Source organism: Phytobacter sp. RSE-02, assembly GCF_040578655.1.
Lineage (GTDB): Bacteria > Pseudomonadota > Gammaproteobacteria > Enterobacterales > Enterobacteriaceae > Phytobacter > Phytobacter diazotrophicus.
In genome coordinates, this window is record NZ_JBEULY010000011.1 from 1 (window position 1) to 21,643 (window position 21,643).

The following is a 21,643-nucleotide window of genomic DNA, read 5'->3' on the forward strand; positions in this document are numbered from 1 at the left end:
GTGGTGGTACAGCACGAAAGTGGGGATGATCGACCTGAAAAAGAGGTCGATCATCATGGGTAAAGGGTGTTAAAAAGTGTTCACCATGTCTCCGAACACCTGTCTACCATGTCTCCGGACCGTACAGTGGGAGGGGGGCAAGGTGAGGGCATCCGGCCGCGCCAATCTTTGAATCCCATCACAATCACCGCATTCCCCTTTTCCCTTTTCTCCGCCAAACGCTAAATTACAACTCATCCGACCACATAACAAAAAATTAACACTGGAAGCGATATGAGCCATTACCCGTCGTTATTTGCCCCACTGGATTTGGGTTTTACCACGTTAAAGAACCGCGTATTAATGGGGTCAATGCACACCGGTCTGGAAGAGCGCCCTGACGGCGCGGCCCGGCTGGCGGCCTTCTATGCCGAACGAGCACGCCATGGTGTGGCGCTGATTGTCACCGGCGGTGTGGCGCCGGCGCTTTCGGGCGTAACGATGCAGGGTGGTGCGGTACTTAACGATGAACATCAGCTTCCGCATCATCGCCTGATAACCGATGCCGTACATCAGGAAGGCGGCAAAATCGCCCTGCAAATTTTGCATACCGGGCGTTACAGCTTTCAGCCAAACCTGGTGGCGCCGTCCGCCATTCAGGCGCCGATTAACCGTTTTACCCCGCACGCTCTGAGTCATGACGAAATCCTGGCGCTGATTGACGACTTTGCCCGCTGTGCACATCTGGCACAGCAGGCCGGTTATGACGGCGTGGAAGTGATGGGCTCAGAAGGCTATTTGATTAACGAGTTTCTCGCCGCGCGCACCAATCTGCGGGAAGACGAATGGGGCGGCGATTATGCCCGGCGAATGCGCTTTGCCGTGGAAGTGGTCAGGGCGGTACGTGAACGGGTAGGCCGTGATTTTATTGTTATCTACCGCCTGTCGATGCTCGACCTGGTGGAAGGCGGCGGCGTTTTTGAGGAAACCGTCCAACTGGCGAACGCCGTTGAAGCGGCGGGCGCGACCATCATCAACACCGGTATCGGCTGGCACGAAGCCCGTATCCCGACCATTGCCACCCCGGTGCCGCGTGCGGCATTCAGTTGGGTTACCCGCAAGCTGAAAGGCAAAGTGGGCATCCCGCTGGTCACCACCAACCGCATTAACGATCCGCAGGTGGCAGACGATATTCTCTCTCGCGGCGATGCCGATATGGTGTCGATGGCGCGCCCGTTCCTTGCCGATGCCGGGATCCTTTCCAAAGCGCAAAGCGGTCGCGCTGATGAGATCAACACCTGCATCGGCTGCAACCAGGCCTGCCTCGATCAGATCTTCGTGGGCAAAGTGACCTCGTGCCTGGTCAACCCGCGCGCCTGCCACGAAACCAAAATGCCGCTCACAACAGCCACCCGCCAGAAAACGCTGGCCGTGATTGGCGCAGGTCCCGCCGGTCTGGCCTTTGCCGTCAACGCCGCTGCCCGTGGGCATAGTGTGACGCTATTTGATGCGGCTGCCGAGATTGGCGGTCAGTTCAATATCGCCAAACAGATCCCCGGCAAAGAGGAGTTCTACGAAACCCTGCGCTACTACCGCAAAATGATCGACATCACTGGTGTGACGTTACGCCTCAATCAGTTTGTGCAGCCCACCATGCTGGAAGCCTTTGACGAGGTGATCCTCGCCAGCGGCATTGTGCCGCGTACGCCGGAGATCGAGGGGATCACCCACCCTAAAGTGCTGAGTTACCTTGACGTTTTGCGCGATAAAGTGCCGGTCGGCGAGAAGGTGGCGATTATCGGCTGCGGGGGAATTGGTTTTGATACCGCGATGTATCTTAGCCAGCCGGGCGAACCCACCAGCCAGAATATCGCAGAATTTTGTGTGGAATGGGGCATCGATACCAGCCTCAACCATGTGGGCGGTTTGCGCCCGGAAGGCCCACAGTTGCCGAAAAGTCCGCGTAAGATCGTGATGCTCCAGCGTAAAGCCAGCAAACCGGGTGAAGGACTGGGGAAAACCACCGGCTGGATCCACCGTACCACCCTGCTGTCGCGCGGGGTGAAAATGATCCCGGCGGTCAGTTATCAGAAGATCGACGACGAGGGGCTGCATGTCTTGATCGGCGGCGAACCGCAATTGCTGGCGGTAGACAATGTGATCCTGTGTGCAGGCCAGGAGCCGCGCCGCGAGCTGGCAGAGCCGTTACAGGCAGCGGGAAAAACGGTGCATTTGATTGGCGGCTGCGATGTGGCAATGGAGCTTGATGCCCGCCGGGCGATAGCCCAGGGCACGACGTTAGCGCTGACGATTTGATATCGTTATGACGACCCGGATGGCGGCGCAAGCGCCTTATCCGGGCTATGACCGGTTTTCTCCCTCTCCCCCGGGGCTGAGGGGAATATGCGGCTCAGGAGGAGGGTTCCGTTCACCGTATGTTCATGGCGAAATGGATCTCCCGAACACGTGAACGGGTAAAGGGGAATACCGCGTTCCCCTTTACAATCCCCGCGGCCCCGCAAAGAAATCGGTGCTTCGCACTGCGTTCGCCTCCCGCCCCGCTGCCTGCGGTCGGTTTGACTCGACGTCCTGTCTCGACAAACCTCAGTCCGCCATCCCTGGCGGCCTGCCCTTGTCCTCGGGTCTTCGTCTCACCGATTTCAGCGGGGACTCAACCCCCTCGCTGCACGCTCTGCGCCAGGGGGGCACAAAGATGTCGCTGTGGTTGTCATGCGGGAAAACGAGTCAGCCATAGCTAAAAAGGTTGAAGACGTTCACAGTATCTACGGGTTGTTTTCCGGTATTCGGGCGCGCTTTTGTAGCCCCGGTAAGCGCAGCGCCACCGGGGAAAATCAGCGCTGTCTGCGCAATTTCACCGCTTTTAGCACCACAAACTTACCGTTAGACGCCACGTTGCTGCAGTTACTAAAAATCTTCTTAAGCTTACGGAAATAATCAAGATGACGGTTGCCCACCACAATTAATTCACCGCCATATTTCAGGCTGCGGCGAGCATCGTGGAACATCTGCCAGGCAATATGATCGGTGATGGCGCTTTGCTGATGGAACGGCGGATTGCACAGCACCACATCAAAACGGTCCGGTTCAATACCCGACAGCCCGTTATTGACCATAAACTCGCTACGCTCCAGCGCGTCCGGCATGTTACGTTCCACATTCAGGCGGCTGGAGGCAACGGCCATATGGGATTCGTCGGTAAAGAGCACACGCGCCTGCGGGTTCTGCGCCAGCAATTGCAGACCAATCACGCCGTTACCACAGCCGAGATCGACCATCTCCCCTTCCACGTTTTCCGGCAAATGCTTGAGGAAAAGACGCGCACCAATGTCCAGCCCGCTGCGTGAAAATACATTCGCATGGTTATGGATGGTCCAGTCCGTTCCCTCTAATTGCCAGTCATAGGTCTGCGGCGCATCAACTACCACCGGAGCAGTAAAGGTACAGTGGATCAGACGCGCTTTTTTCCACGCCAGCGACGTAGTGGTCGGGCCGAGGTATTTTTCAAACAACGCCATGGTGGAGTTGTGAATATCACGCGCTTTGGCACCGGCGATAATCTGCGTTTGTGGGGTCACTACGCGACGCAGTGCACAAAGCTGTTGCTCCAGCAGCGCAAGCTGTTTGGGTACTTTAATCAACACGCGCGCAGGGGCAGCCGGCAGTTCGCTCAGACTATCCAGGAAAGTCACGGCGTCTTCGTCCATCCCGTTCAGACGCAGGTTATGGCGGGTAGCCTGCTCCGCGATAAACGAGTCATTCACACTGACAGGACGATATGCCGCCAGGGCACAGGCCAACGCGCCGAAGCTATCGTTAAAGATGAGCGTCGTGCCTTCGGTCTCATTTACCTGATTTAGCAGATATTCATCTGCCGCATCCCACGCCTGTAACGACGCTTCTTCGGCATTGGGTGGGAAACGCTCTAATGCAAATGACTGTCCAATTAACTCAACCTGGCCCATCGACCCTCCGGGGTGCTAGAATTCGCGCGTTTTATCGCTTAATTATCCGGAGTTGTAAACCCCTTAAACATGACAACACTCACTTATTTGCAGGGTTACCCCGAATCACTGCTGACACAGGTACAAACGCTGATCGCGCAAAATCGGCTGAGCGAGGTTTTGCTCAAGCGTTACCCCGATACGCACGACATCACGACCGATAAAGCGCTCTATGTTTATACGCAGGATTTTAAAAATCAGTTTTTGCGTAACGCGCCGCAAATCAACAAAGTCGCTTATGACAGCAAAATCCATGTGCTCAAAAACGCGTTAGGGCTGCATACCGCGGTGTCGCGCGTGCAGGGCGGTAAGCTCAAAGCAAAAGCAGAAATCCGCGTCGCCACCGTTTTTCGCCAGGCACCGGAAGCTTTTCTGCGTATGATCGTGGTGCATGAACTGGCGCATCTGAAAGAGAAAGAGCACAACAAAGCGTTTTATCAATTATGTTGCCATATGGAGCCCCAGTATCATCAACTGGAATTTGATATGCGTTTGTGGCTTTTATGTAAAGACGAAGGGTGGCTTTGATATGAAATTAAATAAAACATCAACGCCCAACAAATAATTAAAGTGATTTATTCTGCATTTATTAATATGCGATCCCAGTCACTAATAATGCAACGAGTTAACCTTTATACGATGACATAAAAATACTCGTAACACACTGTAAATAATAGCTTATTTAAAACCCCGCATCACTATCTACCAGAGTGGATTCAGATAAACATCCAGAGCGTTATTTATTTTATTTTTGAATCATATGATTCAAGATTTGAATTTGACGCAGAGGGACAATAAAATCATTATGTAGAAATACTTTTACAGCTTGTTGTAGAAGTATTCTCGAAGCATTTAGATGATTGGTTTTAATACCTGTTCGCACTCGGGCACATTTATGTCAGCGAATAGGGATATAAACCCTTTACTCACCATGTATCCCTGATGGGATACATGGTTTTTTTATGTCTGAACTTATTCAAGAGAGGCTTTGAGGCGGGCGACGGCTTTTCTGAGATTTTCATCCGCCACTGACACATAAGACATACGCAGCGTCGATGCATCCGGGTTATCCGCATAGAAGAACTCGCCCGGCACATAGACCACGCCATTCGCCAGCGTCTTTTTCAGCCAGTCGGTGGTGTTCTTCTCGTACTTAAATTTGGCCCACAGGAACATGCCCCCTTGCGGACGGTGAAAGGTCAGATGCTCGCCCAGTTCACGTTCGATCTCTTCGCATAACACCTGACATTTATCTTTATAAGAGGCGCGGATAATCTTTAACTGTTCTGGCAGGCGGCCCGTCTGCAAATAGTGATAGGCCAGCGACTGCGACAGGGAGCTGGTATGCAAATCCGTGGCCTGTTTCAGGGTCACAATCTGCTTTTTAATCCACTCCGGCGCAACAACCCAGCCGACACGCGCACCCGGCGCCAGAATTTTAGAAAACGTCGAGGTGTAAATAACATTCTCGCTGTTGTCTATCTCTTTTGCCCAGGCAGTTAATGGCTTGAACAGTTTGTCGGTAAAATTAATTTCGCTATAGGGATCATCTTCGATAATGACAAAGTTATAGCGCTTAGAGAGCGCCACCAGCTTTTTGCGGCGCTCATCAGAGAGTGTAACCCCGCCAGGGTTGCCGAAGGTCGGTACAATATAAACGGCTTTGATGGTAGTGGTTTTGACCAGCTCTTCCAGCTCATCAACCTTCATGCCTTCCCCGTCTGTACCAACTGACGCAAGCTGAGCTTCCGCCAGATGGAAAACCTGCAACGCGGCCAGATAGGTGGGTCTTTCCACAACAATGACATCGCCAGGATTAATCAGCACGCGGGCGAGCATATCCAGAGACTGCTGAGAACCGGAGGTAATCACGACTTCATCAGGGTTACAGGTAATCAGACGCTGTTCCAGAAGCTGGCAAATTGCCTCACGCAAATCCGGGCTGCCTTCGCTCAGGCCATACTGAAAAGCATCTTTCCAGGAAACGGATAACACTTTATCCATCGCCATCTGGAGCCCTTCGCGATCAAAGAGATCAGGATTAGGAATGCCCCCGCCAAGAGAGATAACCCCTTCCATTTTGCTGTGTTTTAATAATTCGCGGATGGCAGATGACTGCACATTTTTGACTTTATCGGAGATTCTCTCGTCTGACATTACCTTAACCTTACCCTTTGTTTTGCCGATCGATCTTATTATGTTGCGATAGTTTTCATGCTAAGCAATTCCGTTATACAGCAATAAAAACAGGCCGTAAACGGAGCCGCCCACCCACTCGTTTCATTTATACTATGCCAGCATTTTTATTTTTTCTGGTTTAATATTCCGCACATGACGCTAAAAATTAATTAAATAGATATCTATGACCGGCAAGCGTCCGGGATTTCTTCTGATCATCGTCCGATCATTTTAAAACAATGCAGAAGGCTTATCTGCGCTCAACCATCCAGCCAGCATTATGATTTGAATTGCGGCCCGTCTCTTGTGATGGCTGAGTAACTGTATTTATATACAGTCACCGAACACACAAGGTCGAGACAAATGAAAAGAGAAAGATACTGTCTTTCTATTGCGGTTTTTACCCTGCTCAGGAAAGGCAATCAGATATGTATGTTCAAACGCACGGGTACAGGGTGGATGGATGGCTTTTACAGCCTGCCGGCAGGGGGGCTTGAGGAAGGTGAAACACTGACCGCCGCCGCAGCGCGCGAGGTCAACGAGGAGATTGGCGTCAGTATTGCGCCACAAAACCTTGAGTTATCCCATACCCTGCATGTCCGGACAGAAGACAGATCGTGGGTGGGCCATTTTTTTTCCTGCACACACTGGCAGGGAGAACCCTACCTCGCTGAACCCGAAAAACACAGCGAATTATGCTGGCAAGATATGCGCGAGCTGCCATACAGCACCATTCCTTATGTCAGGCAGGCTATCGACAACATCCTGATCTCACGCACTTATTCCGAATACGGCTGGTGACGTTCCCCACCCGTTTTCCACTTCGATGCCGGAGCATCGCTCCGGCATCATCATCTTTAGCCCTGATTCACTTCCGCCACCAGAACGGTGGAGGCACGTTTTTTCTTGAACATATAGCCCGCCCCCAGCACCAGCAGCCATGCCGGGATCAGACATACAGAGATACGGATCCCCGGTGTCATAAACATCACCACCAGGATCCCCGCCAGGAACAGCAGGCAAATGATGTTAGTCAGCGGATAACCGAGGCTTTGAAAAGCGGTGGTTTTTCCGGCTTTTTGCATGGCGAGACGGAATTTCAGGTGGGTGATACAAATCATCGCCCAGTTGATCACCAGGGCCGCCACCACGAGCGCCATCAGCAATTCAAAGGCTTTACCCGGCATCACATAGTTGATCAGCACGCACAGCGCCGTGGCCAAAGCCGATACCCCCAGCGCGGTCAGCGGGATCCCCCGGCGGTTCACCTTAAGCAGCGAACGCGGCGCGTTACCCTGCTGCGCCAGGCCAAACAGCATGCGGCTATTGCAGTAAACACAACTGTTATAGACCGACAGCGCGGCGGAGAGCACCACCAGATTGAGGACGTTCGCGACAATGTTGCTGTCCAGCGCATGGAAAATCAGGACAAACGGGCTGCCGCCTTCCACCACGTTTTTCCACGGATAGAGCGACAGCAAAACGGCCAGCGAGCCCACATAAAACAGCAGAATACGGTAGATAACCTGATTAGTGGCTTTGGGAATGCTCTTTTGCGGATCGTCGGCCTCTGCCGCCGTGATCCCCACCAGTTCCAGACCGCCAAAGGAGAACATGATCACCGCCATCGCCATGACCAGACCACTGATGCCATTCGGGAAGAATCCACCGTCCTGCCACAAGTTCACCACCGATGCATCCGGGCCACCGCTGCCGCTAAACAAAAGATAGCCGCCAAAAGCAATCATGCTGATGATGGCCGCAACTTTGATAATGGAGAACCAGAACTCCATCTCGCCGTACACTTTGACGTTCGTCAGGTTGATGGCGTTAATTGCCACAAAGAAAATGGCCGCCGATACCCACGTTGGCACGTCCGGCCACCAGTATTGAATATAAATCCCAACCGCCGTCAGTTCCGCCATGCTCACCAGCACATAGAGCACCCAGTAGTTCCAGCCGGACATAAACCCGGCAAAAGGTCCCCAGTAGCGGTTGGCAAAATGGCTGAAAGAGCCCGCCACTGGCTCTTCAACCACCATTTCACCGAGCTGGCGCATAATGAAAAAAGCAATCACCCCGGCAATGGCGTACCCCAACAGTACGGACGGCCCGGCCATGCGAATGGTCTGCGCAATGCCCAAAAAAAGCCCGGTGCCTACGGCCCCACCGAGCGCAATCAACTGGATATGACGGTTTTTTAACCCGCGTTTTAATTCGTTAGTGTGTTGTGCTGCCACCTCTGACCTCTCCCCTGTCTGTAAACGTCACCTTCGGCCAGAGCAACTTTCAGGCCAGCCTGCGGGGAGAACACGACAATGGCAGGCTAACTGACTGAATAAGCGAGAGATATAAATTTCCAGTCACATCCACATCTTGAGCGCGGCGATTGAATTTTCAGCAACTTCGCGCAATAAGCACGCTTAAATCGCACGATGTATGAGAAAAAAAGCCTCTTCATGCATGAAAACGAACTGTTTTGGTGCAGCGCAAAAAAGCGCAGCGCCGTCAGGCTTCTCGTCATCAAAAAAGCTGTTAGTCTGGTAGCCACTCTTTCGTTCCGGTATTGGCGCACATGTATAACATCGACGACTTTGATCTGAAAATCCTCACCTTGTTGCAGGCCAATGGCCGTTTAACTAACCAGGAGCTGAGCGACCTCATCGGCCTTTCTGCTTCCCAGTGTTCACGGCGTCGTATCGCGCTGGAGCAGGCGCAACTGATTTTGGGCTACCATGCGCGGCTCGCACCGGACGCCGCCGGGCGCGAGATGCTGGGTCTGATTGAGGTGCGGCTTTTAAACCACACACAGGAGTATGTGGAAAGTTTCCACCAGATGGTGAGCGAAGTGGACGCGATTCTGGATGCCTGGAAAACCACGGGCGACGCCGATTACCTGCTCAGGGTAGCCGTGCCGGATTTGCCTGGTCTGAGCCATTTAATCAGCCATATTCTGGCGCAAAATAAAGGGGTCGCTCATTTGAAAACCTCGGTTGTCCTTAACCGCCTGAAAGAGAATGGCCAGTTGATGCCGGGCAGTGGTCTTGCGCCCTAATACAGGGCAGCGCGCCTTATTTTGGTGCAATCATTTGGTTAATTAATGTATCTGGCGAGATAAAAATACACACCCCAAGCGAATAACAGCGTGAAAACGCACAAAACACGCAACTTTCTCTTTTTGCCATATCAATATGTTAGCGATATGGCCGCCTGTTTTTCCTCCATTCAATCGCATCAGGAAGCGGATCTGGTGCGTTTTTTGCAGGATATTTCTTATCTTTAGCAATTGTTGAATCGTACTTTCTTATGGATAACGTCCTGACTCCCAATAAACTTGCTCATACCTGGCTGGAAGATGCTCTGGCACTGCTGTTCGGTACGCTAATGATCTCTTTTGGCGTGATTATGTTTCGCCAGGCGGACGCGCTCACTGGCGGTACGGCGGGTATCGCTTTTCTGATCCATTACGCGACTCACCTGCCGTTTGGCGTGGCGTTCTTTTTGATCAACCTGCCCTTTTACTGGCTCTCTGTTCGCCGGATGGGCATGCAGTTCACGCTGAAAACGTTCTGCGCCGTGGCGCTGGTGTCGTTGTTCTCCGATCTGCACGGGCGCTTTATCCATTTCGATCAGCTTAACCCCTACTACGCCACGCTGTTTGGCAACATCATGGTCGGCATTGGTTTTGTGGTGCTGTTCCGTCATAAAGCGAGTCTCGGCGGCGTGAATATTCTGGCGCTCTATCTGCAGGATAAAAGCGGCATCCGCGCCGGTAAATTCCAGATGGTGGTCGATGCCTGTATCGTGACCGCATCGCTGTTCTTCGTGAGCCTGCCGATGCTGGCGGCCTCCATTGTGGGCGCCGTGATTCTGAATTCCATTATTGCCATGAACCACCGCCCGGGACGCTATGCGGTGTAATGGATTGACCTCTGACAGTAATTTCAGGAGTAGTGACTGTGTTCCAGAACGTTGACGCCTACGCGGGCGACCCTATCCTGTCGTTGATGGAGACTTTCCATCAGGACACCCGTACTGACAAAGTGAACCTTAGCATCGGGCTGTATTATGACGAGCAGGCTATCATTCCTTGCCTTAAGGCAGTACAACAGGCCGAAACCCGCCTGCAGAGCCAGCCGCAAAAAGCCAGCCTCTATCTGCCGATGGAAGGTTTCGCCCCTTATCGCAGCGCCATTCAGACGCTGCTGTTTGGCGACAACCATCCGGCACTGAACGCCGGGCGTATCGCCACCATCCAGACGCTGGGTGGTTCCGGCGCGCTGAAAGTGGGTGCCGATTTCCTGAAACGCTACTTCCCGGACTCCGGGGTGTGGGTCAGCGATCCGACCTGGGAAAACCATATCGCTATTTTTGCCGGTGCCGGGTTTAAGGTTAACACCTACCCGTACTTCGATAACGCCACGCGCGGTGTCGATTTCAGCGGCATGCTCAACAGCTTAAAACAACTGCCGCCGCGCAGTATCGTGCTGCTCCACCCGTGCTGCCACAACCCGACGGGCGCGGATCTGACGAATGCGCAGTGGGATGAAGTGATTGAGGTGCTGATTTCCCGCGATCTGATCCCGTTCCTCGACATTGCCTATCAGGGCTTTGGCGCGGGTCTGGAAGATGATGCCTACGCCATTCGCGCTATCGCCAGCACCGGCCTGCCTGCGCTGGTCAGCAACTCCTTCTCCAAAATATTCTCGCTGTATGGCGAGCGCGTGGGTGGGCTGTCCGTGGTGTGTGAAGATGCTGACGCCGCCGGACGCGTGCTGGGCCAGTTGAAAGCCACCGTACGTCGCAACTACTCCAGCCCGCCGAATTTTGGCGCGCAGGTCGTCTCCACGGTGCTCAATGATCCGGAGCTTAACGCCCTGTGGCGTGCGGAAGTGGACGCCATGCGCACCCGCATCAGCGAAATGCGCCAGGCGCTGGTGGATGTCCTCAAAGATGCCCTGCCGACGCACGACTTTACCTACCTGCTGACTCAGCGCGGGATGTTCAGTTACACCGGGTTCAGCGCTGAACAGGTGGATAAACTGCGCGAAGCCTTTGGGGTCTACCTGATTGCCAGCGGCCGCGTCTGCGTGGCGGGCCTTAACCACAGCAATATTGGTCGCGTGGCCTCAGCCTTCGCCGCCGTTCAGTAAGGCATCAGGCCTGTTTTTGTTGCGCGAGCGTGACAAAAACAGGCGGTTCCCAGGCCGTTATCGCCGGTAACGGCCCTTCAAACTTCACCACGTCCACCCGACAACTCTGCGCGCTGCATCCTTGTCCCAGACGCGAACTGCCGCGATCTTCTGTTAAAACGTTGGGATTGCCATGTTTATCGAGTGGCCGCGCCTCTTCTGTATTCTGCGGATCATACCAGGCGCCAGTGGACATCTGCACCACGCCGGGCCGGATGGCCTCACTCAGTTTCACCCCGGCCAGTAACGCACCGCGCGTATTAAACACTTTCACCACTTCGCCATCGTGAATGTTGCGCTCAGCGGCATCATGCGGATGCATCCACAGAGGTTCACGCCCGGCAATTTTGGTCTCCCGACTTACGCTGCCGTGGTCGTACTGGCTGTGCAGGCGGGTACGCGGCTGGCTGGAGAGCAAATGCAGCGGCCATTCGCGGGCGACAGCCTGCTGATATTGCGCCTCCGGCTCGTGCCAGTACGGATGCCCCGGACACTCTTCGTAGCCAAAATCGGCAATGGTCTGCGAAAAAAGCTCAATTTTGCCGGAAGGGGTGGCAAGGGGCGCGTCCAGCGGGTCGTCGCGAAAATCTTTAAGCAAGATCTGCGGCCGGGCGGGGCGTGAAAATTCCAGAACGCCCTGCTGCCAGAACGCATCGAACGGCGGGAGCGCGATCCCGTCGGCCCCGGCTCGGGGGCGCGACTGCTCATACATAACCTCCAGCCATGCTCTGGCGTCCCGCCCTTCGGTGTAAGCCTCACCAAACCCGAGACGGGCCGCCAGCCCGCTGAAAATGGCATAGTCGTCACGCGCATCGGCAAACGGCGCAATATGCTGGCGCATGGCAATCATAAAGCCGTCGTTGCTGGCGCTGCCGATATCCTCCCGCTCAAGCGAAGTGGTGGCAGGCAGGACGATATCGGCGAATTTCGCCTGTGCGGTCCAGTACTGCTCGTGGACCACAATGGTTTCCGGGCGCCGCCAGGCGCGCACCAGTTTGTTCAGATCCTGATGGTGATGAAAGACATTACCACCCGCCCAGTAGACAAAGCGAATATCGGGGTAAAGGTGGGTCTGCCCGTCAAATTCATAGGGTTCTCCGGGGTGCAGCAGCATGTCGGAAAATCGGGCGACCGGGATTTTACCCTCAACCGGATTGCGCCCCTGGGGCAAACGCGGGCCGGAAAAGACGCGACGGTCGGCCCCCGCCAGGTTGGTCGAGGCGTAGCCGAAGCCCAGCCCACCGCCGGGAGTGCCAATCTGCCCCAACAGTGCGGTTAACGCCACTGTCGCCCAGAAAGCCTGTTCCCCCTGACGGGCTCGCTGAACCGACCAGGCAATGTTGATCATCGTGCGATGCTGTGCCATCTCATGTGCCAACTGGCGAATCACCCCGGCAGCGAGTCCGGTTCTGGACTCAGCCCATTCCGGGCTTTTTACTACGCCGTCGCCCCGGCCAAAGAGATAATCCCGGTATGGCGCGAACCCGACCGTGTGGCTGTCTACAAAGGCCTGGTCGTATAACGCGTCGGCAATCAGCACCTGGCAGAGCGCCAGCAGCAACGCCGTATCGCTGCCGGGTTTGACCGCCAGCCAGTCGGCATCCGGCACGGCCGAAAGATCGTTTTGTACCGGGCTGATATTGATGAAACGGGTGCCGTTGCGGCGCAACGTCTGCAACCAGTGCTGTAGCGCGTGGTCGTTGGCCCCGCCGCCGTTAACCTGCGCATTACGCAGCGGCAAGCCACCGATGGCGACAAACAGTTGGCAGTGTTCCGCCAGTACCGGCCAGTGGGTGTGCTGGCGTTGTAAGGTATCGAGATCGCCAAGAATATGCGGCAAAATGCGCTCCCCGGCGGCGATACTGTAGGTGTTGGTGCTGCCGGTGTAGCCGCCAAAGAGATTGAGAAAACGGTGAAGCTGGCTCTGCGCATGATGAAAACGTCCGGCGCTGGACCAGCCATAAGAGCCGCCATAAATCGCCGCATTGCCCTGCTCGCCTTTAACCCTGGTGAGTTCATCGACCACCAGCGTCAACGCCTGCTCCCAGCTCACTTCGACAAAGGGTTCACGCCCGCGTCCCTGCCGGGAGGCGGCACCCCCTTTCAGAAACCCTTCCCGCACCGCCGGACGACGAACGCGTGATTTCCCCTGCACCGCGCCCGGCAACGACTGCCCAATCCGTGACGGGTTGCTGTCCCACGCAACCGGGCTGACCGCGGTCAGTTTGCCGTCATCGGTGGTCACCCGATAGGTTCCCCAGTGCATTACCGCAAGTTGCTCGGGTTTCATGGTGGTACCTCGATATAAAACCTGTTAATCAGGCAGTTATTGTTACAGGCAGTCTGGACCCGGACAGCGCGCAACAACCAGAACGTACATGAAGTTCGTGAGGCTTGTGAGCACTGCCCTGCGCCAAAATGGCAAATGAGATAGCCTGATGGGCAGATTTTTAATGCATCGTCATCCCACCGGTCACATTAATCGCCTGACCGGTCATATAGGCCGCCAGCGGGCTGGCCAAAAACGCCACCACGCCAGCTACATCGGCTGGCTGCGCCGTGCGACCCAGTAACACCTGCGAGCAGTCTTCGGCATAGATGGCTTCCGGCGTCATGCCGCGCAGCTCTGCGCCTTCCCGACGCTCGCGCCACTTCATCTCCGTCTCGACAATGCCGGGGCAGACCGCGTTAACCAGAATATTGTCACGGGCAAGCTCAATGGCCATCACTTTGGTCAGGCCGAGCACCGCATGTTTAGAGGCCACATACTGGCCCATTAACCGGTAGCCATTTTTGCCCGCCTGCGAGGCGATGTTGATGATGCGTCCCGCCTTTCTGGCCCGCATCAGCGGAATGGCCGCCTCAGAGAGCCAGCCAATCGCTTTGACGTTCACATCCAGGATGCGCTGCCAGTCCGCCTCATCCATGGCATCGACCGCGCTCATCGCCGAGACGCCGCAACTGTTGACGAGGATGTCCACGCCGCCGAAGGTCTCCACGGCGGCGCCGATGAGCTGATGGGCCTGTTCACGCGAGGCAACATCGGTGCGTAGCACCAACTGGCGCAGGCTCTGCTCCCGCGCTCTGGCGGCGATATCGCCGATCACTACGTTCGCGCCGCCCCGATGCAACAGTTGCGCAATGGCTTTACCGATGCCCTGTAGACCGCCCGTCACCACCGCGGTCTGGCCGCTAAAATCGAGGGCAATCATCGCTTATTCCCGAAACGGGTCGTCACTGATACCGGCTTCCAGCACCAGCTTCGCGTACTCCTGAGCGGAGAACAGCGAGTGATCGCGATAGTTGCCGCAGGCAAGGGGCGTGACCGCAGGCACATCGGTGGCAGTCACAACACGTTGCAAGACACGGGTCAGCGCAGCGGCGATGTGTTTCGGGTCGTGCTCATCCCACAGGATCAGATAGAAACCGGTACGGCAGCCCATCGGCGAAATGTCGATAACCCCTTCCAGCTCTTCACGCAGGCCAAATGCCAGCAGGTGCTCCAGGGTGTGCAACGCCGCAGTGGGAATGGCATCCACATTAGGTTGCAGGAAACGTAAATCAAACTTCTGCACCACGCTGCCAAGCCGGTGACGTTCATAACCTGCCACGCGGACATACGGGGCTTTGACTTTGGTATGGTCGAGGGTAAAGCTCTCTACAACTGGCATGTTAATCTCCTGAATAGATGAAATAGCGACCTTACTCGCGACGAATACGGCGGGCAAAGCGGGTTCCGAGGGTCTGGATAAGCTGGACTATGACAATCAGCACCAGCGCGGTGACCAGCGTGGCGAAGGCATCAAAACGCTGGTAACCATAGGTAATGGCCAAATCGCCGATACCGCCGCCGCCCACGGTGCCGGCCATGGCGGTCGCCCCCAGCAGGCCAATGGTGGCGGTCGTTAGGGCCAGGATCAGAGATGACGCGGCTTCCGGCAGCATAAAGTGCCAGATGGTCTGTAAAGCGGTGGCGCCCATGGCATCGGCGGCTTCGAGGATCCCCTCGTCCACCTCCAGCAGCGAGCTTTCCACCAGCCGGGAAATATAGGGCGCAATAAAGACAATCAGCGGCACAATCGCACCCGCCGTACCAATAGTGGTGCCCACCACCAGACGGGTGAAGGGCAGAATGGTAATTAGCAAAATAATAAACGGCAGCGAACGAACTACGTTGATCGTCGGGTTCAGCACCTGGTGCACAAATCGGTTGGGAAGAATGCCGCCAGGGCGGCAAACCACCAGCACAATACCCAGCGGAATACCGAGCAGCGAACCGAAACCCAGCGAAACAGCGATCATCACCAGGGTGTCGTGCAATGCCAGCAGGAATTGATCGCCGGTGACGGCGGTGTCAATAAAATCAAACATGGGTGATTTTCACTCCTGCGTCGCGAAGATGGGCAATGGCGCGCCCGGTTTGCTCAGGCTCGCCAAGAATCTGTACGATCATGAACCCCAGAATGCGGCTCTGGACTTCGGACATGCTGGCAAAGAGGATATTCACCTCGATGGCATAGTCCTTGATGATGCGGTTGATAATGGGCTGTTGCGCCGTTGCGCCCACAAACTCAAGACGCAGGGCCTGCGCGCCGTTATCCCGTTGCAGCACAGCGGAGACGCGCTCCGGCAGCTTGTCGTGAATCACCGACTGCACGAAACTGGCGGTGACCGGATGCTGCGGCTGGGCAAACAGGTTAAAAACGTCGCCCTGCTCCACAATGCTGCCGTTTTGCATCACCGCGACCTTGTTACAGATTTTCTGGATTACCGACATTTCGTGGGTAATCAGCACGATAGTGATGCCATAACGGCGGTTGATCTCCTGCAACAGCAGTAAGATCTGCACTGTGGTATGGGGATCCAGCGCCGATGTCGCCTCATCACACAACAAGACTGACGGGTTGGTCGCCAGCGCACGGGCGATACCGACACGCTGTTTTTGCCCGCCTGACAACTCGTTCGGGAAGCTATGCACCTTATCGCTGAGATTGACGAACTCCAGCAGCTCCGTCACGCGTGCCTGAATAAACGCCTTATCACGCCCCTGTAAAATGAGCGGAATGGCCACATTGTGAAAAACCGTTTTTGAATTCAGCAAATTAAAATTCTGAAAGATCATGCCAATGTCTTTCTTGATGGCACGCAGACGCTTACCGCTAAATTCCTGCAACACTTCGCCATTAATGACCACCTCTCCCTGGCCTGGCGATTCGAGACGATTGATTAAACGTAGCAAAGTACTTTTCCCTGCACCGCTATAACCAATAATCCCGAAAATATCGCCCTTAGCAATACTAAGGTTAATGTCCTTTAATGCCAGAACCGGGTTTCCTTTTCTGGAGAATGTTTTACTGACATGGCGAAACTCAATCATTGCATCGTTCATTTCAAATAATCAGGTTGCAGATAACCGTTATATTGCTCGTGAGTCAGAATGTAATTTTTGAAATCGGCTGAGTGATACCCGGCAACAATATCTTTAGCAAACGGCGCGTCTTTATTTTTCCCGGCGATGGTGACAACGTTTATAAACTGGCTCACCGGGGTTTCAAGCTGTAATGCCGAATTAAGTTTCAGGCCGCTGGAGACGGCAAAATTCCCCTGAATCAAACCGTAATCCACATCTGGCAGCGCACGTACCTGCTGGGCGTTATCCATCTCTTTGAGAACAATTTTGTACGGATTTTCGAGGATATTACGCTGCGAGAAGGTGGCCGGATCGCTGTCTGGTTTGAGTTTTACCCAGCCAAGGCTTTGCAGCACTAACAGGGCACGATATTCATTAGGTGGCTGATTAGGAACAGAAATCACTGTACCTGCCGCCGGGGTTTTCAGCGTTTTGATTTTACCGCCATACAGCCCCATTGGCGGTGTGGGCACCTGCACGATACCGATGTTGTCGATCCCCAGACGCTCATTCACCGATTTTAAATACACCGGATGCTGCATGATATTAGCTTCGATGTTGCCACGGGCAACCGCATCGTTTACCTGAATACCATCGCTGAAATCTTTATATTCGACTTTATAGCCTTTCTTAATCAGAAAAGGTGCAACACCTTTTTCAAATTGTTCTTTATAGGGCCCTGGATTAAAGCCAACACGAATAATATTATCCTGCGCCGCAGCCAGAAAAGAAGATGATGACAACAAAGCAAAGATAAAACCCAATACAACTGGCTTTTTCATAACGCATTTTCCCTGTTGATGTGCAATTAAAATTGATTAAATCACAGCCGACTGTGCGTTGTAAGTCACATTACCGAATTTCATTTTGCTTTTTTGTCATAAATATAATCAGGAAATTCATATCTAAAAATCGACAATGAATAGCTAATTTTGTTGCTTAGACAATCCACAAAAATAAATTAAAGATGGAAACATATTGATAAATCAATCCGAGAATACCATGCCTGATTTTAATGCCTCACCACTGGTCGATGCGCTGGAAGAGAATTTATTCAGTGTACTGGAAAAACTGGCCGCCCAGGTGAACACTCCCGATTTACCGCTGATCGATCTCTCGAGCGGCAGCCCGGATCAACCTACGCCGCCGGAAATCATCTCCTCTCTGCAAGCGGCGATCCAGCGACGTGAAAACCACGGTTATCCCTCATTCTGGGGCAAACCACAGGTCCGCCAGGCGATAGCCGACTTTTATCAGCGTCATTATGGCGTAACACTGGATCCCGACAGTGAAGTAGCGGTCTTTCAGGGATCGCATATCGGCGTTGGTGGGATCCCTCGTGCGGTACTCAGTCCAGGGCAATACCTGATTTCTACCGACCCCTGCTACCCCATTTACCGCTCGGCGGCGTTGCAGTCGCAGGCACATTTTTACGGCCTGCCGCTTCACGCTGAAAACCTGTTCCTGCCCAATTTCAATGACGTGCCAGATGACGTCGCCGACCATGCCGGGCTGGTTGTCCTCAACTATCCGCATAACCCGACGGGTGCGCTGGCAACACCGGCTCTGTTCGCCAGCGCACTGCAATTTGCACAGCGTTACCACGTGCCCATCCTGCATGATTTCGCCTATGCCGCTATTGGCAGCGATGCCGCAGACACTCCGCTGAGCCTCTTTTCTCAGCCTGATGCGAAAGCGTGGGGAGTAGAGACGTATACCTTCTCGAAGACCTTTAATATGGCGGGCTGGCGCTTTGGTTTTGCGGTCGGTAACGCCTCGATAATCAAGGCATTTAAAAAACTGCATACCCACAGCTACAGCACCGTGTTTGGCGCAATTCAGGATGCGGCAGTCATGGCGCTCGCCCTCCCCTCTGCGCGTTTAGCGCAACTGGTATCGGTCTATCATCAGCGCCGTGAACGCGTGTTACACCGCCTGGCGGCGCTGCGCTGGCCGGTACGCGAAAAGCAGGGCACCTTTTTTCTGTGGCTTGCGGTACCGCCCGCGTTTAGCTCACAGCAATTTGCCCAGTTGTTATTGCAGGAAGCGCATGTGCTGGTCGCGCCTGGCACTGGCTTTGGGCCAGGGGGAGAAGGGTTTATTCGCATTAGCCTGACGGCGGGGGATGATGCATTGCAAAGCGCGCTGGATCGCATTGCCGGGCTGCATCTTTTTTAACAAAAAGAGTGACGTGCGAGACGTCTTCCATAACCGGGAGATGAACCTTTTTTCATCTCTGCGCATCATGTTACAGTGCCAGACAGTGCTCAGTTAAAGGAACTCGCTTAATGATACGTTTTGCTGTCATTGGCACAAACTGGATCACCCGCCAGTTTGTCGATGCCGCCCATGAAACGGGCAAATATAAACTCACGGCGGTGTACTCCCGTAGCCTTGAACAGGCGCAGGATTTCTCCAGGGATTACCCCGTCGAACATCTTTTTACTTCGCTGGAGGCTATGGCCCAAAGCGATGAGATTGATGCAGTCTATATTGCCAGCCCTAACTCGCTGCATTTCCCGCAAACCCGCCTCTTTCTCAGCCATAAAAAGCATGTTATTTGCGAAAAACCGCTGGCGTCGAATCTGCGCGAAGTGGAAGAGGCGATTGCCTGCGCCAGAGAGAATCAGGTGGTGTTATTTGAGGCGTTTAAAACCGCCAGCTTGCCCAATTTTGTGCTACTGAAACAGTCGCTGGCGAAAGCGGGCAAACTGCGCAAAGCGTTTCTCAACTACTGCCAGTACTCTTCGCGCTACCAGCGCTATCTGGATGGCGAAAACCCGAACACCTTTAACCCGGCCTTCTCTAACGGCTCGATTATGGATATCGGCTTCTATGTTCTGGCAGCGTCTGTTGCGCTCTGGGGTGAACCGAAGGGCCTCCAGGCCACCGCCAGCCTGCTGGAAAGTGGCGTTGATGCCCACGGCGTGGTGGTACTCGACTACGGCGATTTCAGCGTCACGCTGCAACATTCCAAAGTCAGCGACTCGGTGCTGCCAAGCGAAATTCAGGGCGAAGCTGGTGCACTGCTAATCGAAAAGATCTCCGAGTGCCAGAAGCTCTCTTTTGTGCCGCGTGGCGGTAAAGCTCAGGATCTGACGCAGCCGCAACATATCAACACCATGTTGTACGAGGCGGAAACCTTCGCCAGCCTGGTCGAGCAGAATGAAGTCAACCATGCAGGCCTGGCGGTCAGCCGTATTACCGCGAAGCTATCGACTGAAATCCGCCGTCAAACGGGGGTGGTTTTCCCGGCAGACGACGTGAGCGTGGAGCTGCCTGCGTAAAGGTATGTAAAACAGATGTTACAGATCATTGACGGGAGGAATAGCCTGTCATATTTTGTTACGAGCAAAGGGGAGTAACTTCGTTGCCGGTGGGTCGTCATTACGATGCGTCTACCCTAAAGATTTCGAGTTGCAGCCACACAACGGCGGTTCGAAATATAACGGGTATAAGCATCCGGTCGCCGGGCGTCATTCATGTGACGTAAGTGAGACCTTGCCGAAAGGCGAGGACCCAATTGCACCTAAAGCATGCGGCTGACGTCTTTCGACGTTAGCCGTTTTTGTTTATACACATAATCATTCTGGATGCGTCGCGGCGGCAAGACTAAGAATCACCAGGAGCTTACTCAAGTAAGTGACTGGCGCGAGCAGTCGAAGCCAACAAAGAGGCAGCCAGAAGGATGAAGTGTAAGGTGCTGAGGAACCTCACATGAATACTGTCGGTACACCGCTACTCTGGGGCGGATTCGCCGTTGTTGTCGTTATCATGCTGGCTATCGACCTCCTGCTTCAGGGGCGACGTGGCGTGCACACGATGTCCATGAAACAGGCGGCCGTCTGGTCGCTGGTCTGGGTTAGTCTTTCTCTCTTATTTAACGCTGCCTTCTGGTGGTATCTGGTACAAAACGAGGGCCGCGCCGTTGCCGACACCCAGGCACTGGCATTCCTGACCGGTTACCTGATTGAAAAAGCGCTGGCGGTGGATAACGTCTTTGTCTGGCTGATGCTGTTCAGCTACTTCTCGGTACCTGCTGCGCTGCAACGTCGCGTACTGATCTACGGCGTGCTCGGCGCGATCGTCCTGCGTACCATCATGATCTTCGCCGGAAGCTGGCTTATCTCCCAGTTCGAATGGCTGCTGTATGTCTTCGGTGCGTTCCTGCTGTTCACGGGTGTGAAAATGGCGCTGGCAAAAGAAGATGAAGGCGGCATTGGCGATAAACCCCTGGTCCGCTGGCTACGCAGCCACCTGCGCATGACGGACAAGATCGAAAACGAGCATTTCTTCGTGCGTAAGAACGGCCTGCTGTTTGCCACGCCGTTGCTGCTGGTGCTAATTCTGGTTGAACTGAGCGATGTGATATTTGCGGTCGACAGTATTCCGGCTATTTTTGCCGTCACCACCGACCCGTTTATCGTGTTGACGTCTAACCTGTTTGCCATCCTGGGTCTGCGCGCGATGTACTTCCTGCTGGCGGGTGTGGCAGAGCGTTTCTCCATGCTGAAATATGGCCTGTCGGTGATCCTGGTATTTATCGGTATCAAGATGCTGATTGTCGATTTCTTCCATATCCCGATTGCCATCTCGCTTGGCATCGTGGGTGGCATTCTTATGGTAACGCTGCTGATTAACGCATGGGTTAATCACCGTAACGACAAACGCAAGCTTGCTGAATAAGCAGTTCTAAGGGGCTGAGGTGACAACGTCCCTGGTACGCCCTCTTTCCGGAGAGGGCGTTTTTCTGATTTTTTCCCCCGCCAGTACCTGAAACAGCCCCCTGAGCAGCGAATTCTTTATACTCACTCCGTTACGCCTGCTGGCGCAGCACCGATGGAACACCAATAAAAACCAAG

19 protein-coding genes are annotated in these 21,643 nt (G+C 54.2%); 10 read left to right on the top strand and 9 right to left on the bottom strand.

What is annotated here, in order from left to right:
* Nucleotides 1-73: hypothetical protein (locus tag ABU190_RS20010; protein ID WP_354691669.1), on the top strand; the 73-nt coding region annotated here is incomplete at its 5' end.
* A gap of 200 nt (nt 74-273) precedes the next feature.
* Nucleotides 274-2,295, top strand: a complete 2,022-nt coding sequence (locus tag ABU190_RS20015) for an NADPH-dependent 2,4-dienoyl-CoA reductase (RefSeq protein WP_354692232.1) — start codon at nt 274-276, stop codon at nt 2,293-2,295.
* 536 nt (nt 2,296-2,831) lie between these two features.
* On the opposite strand, the gene rlmG is transcribed toward ABU190_RS20015, so the two are convergent.
* On the bottom strand, nt 2,832-3,962 hold the full coding sequence (gene rlmG / locus ABU190_RS20020) for a 23S rRNA (guanine(1835)-N(2))-methyltransferase RlmG (RefSeq protein ID WP_354692233.1): 1,131 nt from the start codon (nt 3,960-3,962) through the stop codon (nt 2,832-2,834).
* A gap of 69 nt (nt 3,963-4,031) precedes the next feature.
* Between rlmG and ABU190_RS20025 the strand changes: the two genes are divergently transcribed.
* The gene (locus ABU190_RS20025) at nt 4,032-4,529 is read left to right on the top strand and encodes a M48 family metallopeptidase (RefSeq protein ID WP_271849950.1); all 498 of its coding nucleotides are present in this window, start codon (nt 4,032-4,034) and stop codon (nt 4,527-4,529) included.
* A gap of 444 nt (nt 4,530-4,973) precedes the next feature.
* Here ABU190_RS20025 and ABU190_RS20030 read toward each other — a convergent pair whose 3' ends face one another.
* The gene (locus ABU190_RS20030; RefSeq protein WP_039077542.1) at nt 4,974-6,158 is read right to left on the bottom strand and encodes a PLP-dependent aminotransferase family protein; all 1,185 of its coding nucleotides are present in this window, start codon (nt 6,156-6,158) and stop codon (nt 4,974-4,976) included.
* A 384-nt stretch (nt 6,159-6,542) separates the two neighbouring features.
* Between ABU190_RS20030 and ABU190_RS20035 the strand changes: the two genes are divergently transcribed.
* A complete protein-coding gene (locus ABU190_RS20035) occupies nt 6,543-6,980 on the top strand; it encodes an NUDIX domain-containing protein (protein WP_354692234.1) in 438 nt (145 codons plus the stop codon).
* Between the two features lie 56 nt (nt 6,981-7,036).
* Here ABU190_RS20035 and ABU190_RS20040 read toward each other — a convergent pair whose 3' ends face one another.
* Nucleotides 7,037-8,419, bottom strand: coding sequence for an amino acid permease (locus ABU190_RS20040; protein ID WP_354692235.1), 1,383 nt, complete (start codon nt 8,417-8,419; stop codon nt 7,037-7,039).
* Between the two features lie 335 nt (nt 8,420-8,754).
* On the opposite strand from ABU190_RS20040, the gene ABU190_RS20045 reads away from it, so the two are divergent.
* The 3 genes from ABU190_RS20045 to ABU190_RS20055 all read left to right on the top strand — a co-directional run bounded on the left by ABU190_RS20045 (nt 8,755) and on the right by ABU190_RS20055 (nt 11,332).
* On the top strand, nt 8,755-9,234 hold the full coding sequence (locus ABU190_RS20045) for an Lrp/AsnC family transcriptional regulator (protein WP_039077540.1): 480 nt from the start codon (nt 8,755-8,757) through the stop codon (nt 9,232-9,234).
* Between the two features lie 251 nt (nt 9,235-9,485).
* Nucleotides 9,486-10,100: a YitT family protein gene (locus ABU190_RS20050; RefSeq protein ID WP_354692236.1), complete on the top strand. Its 615-nt coding sequence runs from the start codon at nt 9,486-9,488 to the stop codon at nt 10,098-10,100.
* A 38-nt stretch (nt 10,101-10,138) separates the two neighbouring features.
* On the top strand, nt 10,139-11,332 hold the full coding sequence (locus tag ABU190_RS20055; RefSeq protein ID WP_354692237.1) for an amino acid aminotransferase: 1,194 nt from the start codon (nt 10,139-10,141) through the stop codon (nt 11,330-11,332).
* A 4-nt stretch (nt 11,333-11,336) separates the two neighbouring features.
* Here ABU190_RS20055 and ABU190_RS20060 read toward each other — a convergent pair whose 3' ends face one another.
* From ABU190_RS20060 to ABU190_RS20085, 6 genes are all read right to left on the bottom strand, one after another.
* Entirely contained in the window at nt 11,337-13,661 is a 2,325-nt protein-coding gene (locus ABU190_RS20060) for a molybdopterin-dependent oxidoreductase (RefSeq protein ID WP_354692238.1), read from the bottom strand.
* A gap of 160 nt (nt 13,662-13,821) precedes the next feature.
* The gene (locus ABU190_RS20065; RefSeq protein ID WP_354692239.1) at nt 13,822-14,583 is read right to left on the bottom strand and encodes an SDR family NAD(P)-dependent oxidoreductase; all 762 of its coding nucleotides are present in this window, start codon (nt 14,581-14,583) and stop codon (nt 13,822-13,824) included.
* 3 nt (nt 14,584-14,586) lie between these two features.
* On the bottom strand, nt 14,587-15,042 hold the full coding sequence (locus ABU190_RS20070; RefSeq protein WP_296409507.1) for an S-ribosylhomocysteine lyase: 456 nt from the start codon (nt 15,040-15,042) through the stop codon (nt 14,587-14,589).
* A 31-nt stretch (nt 15,043-15,073) separates the two neighbouring features.
* Nucleotides 15,074-15,742, bottom strand: coding sequence for a methionine ABC transporter permease (locus ABU190_RS20075; RefSeq protein WP_039077534.1), 669 nt, complete (start codon nt 15,740-15,742; stop codon nt 15,074-15,076).
* The gene (locus ABU190_RS20080; RefSeq protein ID WP_039077533.1) at nt 15,735-16,748 is read right to left on the bottom strand and encodes an ATP-binding cassette domain-containing protein; all 1,014 of its coding nucleotides are present in this window, start codon (nt 16,746-16,748) and stop codon (nt 15,735-15,737) included. Before ABU190_RS20080 ends, ABU190_RS20075 begins: the two co-directional genes overlap by 8 nt.
* A gap of 8 nt (nt 16,749-16,756) precedes the next feature.
* Nucleotides 16,757-17,563 (bottom strand): MetQ/NlpA family ABC transporter substrate-binding protein, encoded by an 807-nt coding sequence (locus ABU190_RS20085; protein ID WP_354692240.1) that lies wholly within the window; start codon nt 17,561-17,563, stop codon nt 16,757-16,759.
* Between the two features lie 220 nt (nt 17,564-17,783).
* On the opposite strand from ABU190_RS20085, the gene ABU190_RS20090 reads away from it, so the two are divergent.
* The 3 genes from ABU190_RS20090 (at nt 17,784) to ABU190_RS20100 (ending at nt 21,467) form a co-directional block, all read left to right on the top strand.
* Complete coding sequence (locus ABU190_RS20090; protein WP_354692277.1) at nt 17,784-18,959, top strand: aminotransferase class I/II-fold pyridoxal phosphate-dependent enzyme; 1,176 nt, start codon at nt 17,784-17,786, stop codon at nt 18,957-18,959.
* 110 nt (nt 18,960-19,069) lie between these two features.
* Nucleotides 19,070-20,068: a Gfo/Idh/MocA family oxidoreductase gene (locus ABU190_RS20095; RefSeq protein WP_071194468.1), complete on the top strand. Its 999-nt coding sequence runs from the start codon at nt 19,070-19,072 to the stop codon at nt 20,066-20,068.
* Between the two features lie 430 nt (nt 20,069-20,498).
* Entirely contained in the window at nt 20,499-21,467 is a 969-nt protein-coding gene (locus tag ABU190_RS20100; protein WP_039077529.1) for a TerC family protein, read from the top strand.
* Nucleotides 21,468-21,643: the final 176 nt, after the last annotated feature.

Excerpts from the sequence above, each read along its gene's own strand:
- ABU190_RS20070 (WP_296409507.1), bottom strand. The coding sequence starts at position 15,042 with ATGCCAGTTGTAGAGAGCTTTACCCTCGACCATACCAAAGTCAAAGCC.
- rlmG (WP_354692233.1), bottom strand. The coding sequence starts at position 3,962 with ATGGGCCAGGTTGAGTTAATTGGACAGTCATTTGCATTAGAGCGTTTC.
- ABU190_RS20085 (WP_354692240.1), bottom strand. The coding sequence starts at position 17,563 with ATGAAAAAGCCAGTTGTATTGGGTTTTATCTTTGCTTTGTTGTCATCA.
- ABU190_RS20015 (WP_354692232.1), top strand. The coding sequence starts at position 274 with ATGAGCCATTACCCGTCGTTATTTGCCCCACTGGATTTGGGTTTTACC.
- ABU190_RS20025 (WP_271849950.1), top strand. The coding sequence starts at position 4,032 with ATGACAACACTCACTTATTTGCAGGGTTACCCCGAATCACTGCTGACA.
- ABU190_RS20035 (WP_354692234.1), top strand. The coding sequence starts at position 6,543 with ATGAAAAGAGAAAGATACTGTCTTTCTATTGCGGTTTTTACCCTGCTC.
- ABU190_RS20065 (WP_354692239.1), bottom strand. The coding sequence starts at position 14,583 with ATGATTGCCCTCGATTTTAGCGGCCAGACCGCGGTGGTGACGGGCGGT.
- ABU190_RS20050 (WP_354692236.1), top strand. The coding sequence starts at position 9,486 with ATGGATAACGTCCTGACTCCCAATAAACTTGCTCATACCTGGCTGGAA.
- ABU190_RS20080 (WP_039077533.1), bottom strand. The coding sequence starts at position 16,748 with ATGATTGAGTTTCGCCATGTCAGTAAAACATTCTCCAGAAAAGGAAAC.
- ABU190_RS20095 (WP_071194468.1), top strand. The coding sequence starts at position 19,070 with ATGATACGTTTTGCTGTCATTGGCACAAACTGGATCACCCGCCAGTTT.
- ABU190_RS20090 (WP_354692277.1), top strand. The coding sequence starts at position 17,784 with ATGCCTGATTTTAATGCCTCACCACTGGTCGATGCGCTGGAAGAGAAT.
- ABU190_RS20045 (WP_039077540.1), top strand. The coding sequence starts at position 8,755 with ATGTATAACATCGACGACTTTGATCTGAAAATCCTCACCTTGTTGCAG.
- ABU190_RS20100 (WP_039077529.1), top strand. The coding sequence starts at position 20,499 with ATGAATACTGTCGGTACACCGCTACTCTGGGGCGGATTCGCCGTTGTT.
- ABU190_RS20075 (WP_039077534.1), bottom strand. The coding sequence starts at position 15,742 with ATGTTTGATTTTATTGACACCGCCGTCACCGGCGATCAATTCCTGCTG.
- ABU190_RS20030 (WP_039077542.1), bottom strand. The coding sequence starts at position 6,158 with ATGTCAGACGAGAGAATCTCCGATAAAGTCAAAAATGTGCAGTCATCT.
- ABU190_RS20060 (WP_354692238.1), bottom strand. The coding sequence starts at position 13,661 with ATGAAACCCGAGCAACTTGCGGTAATGCACTGGGGAACCTATCGGGTG.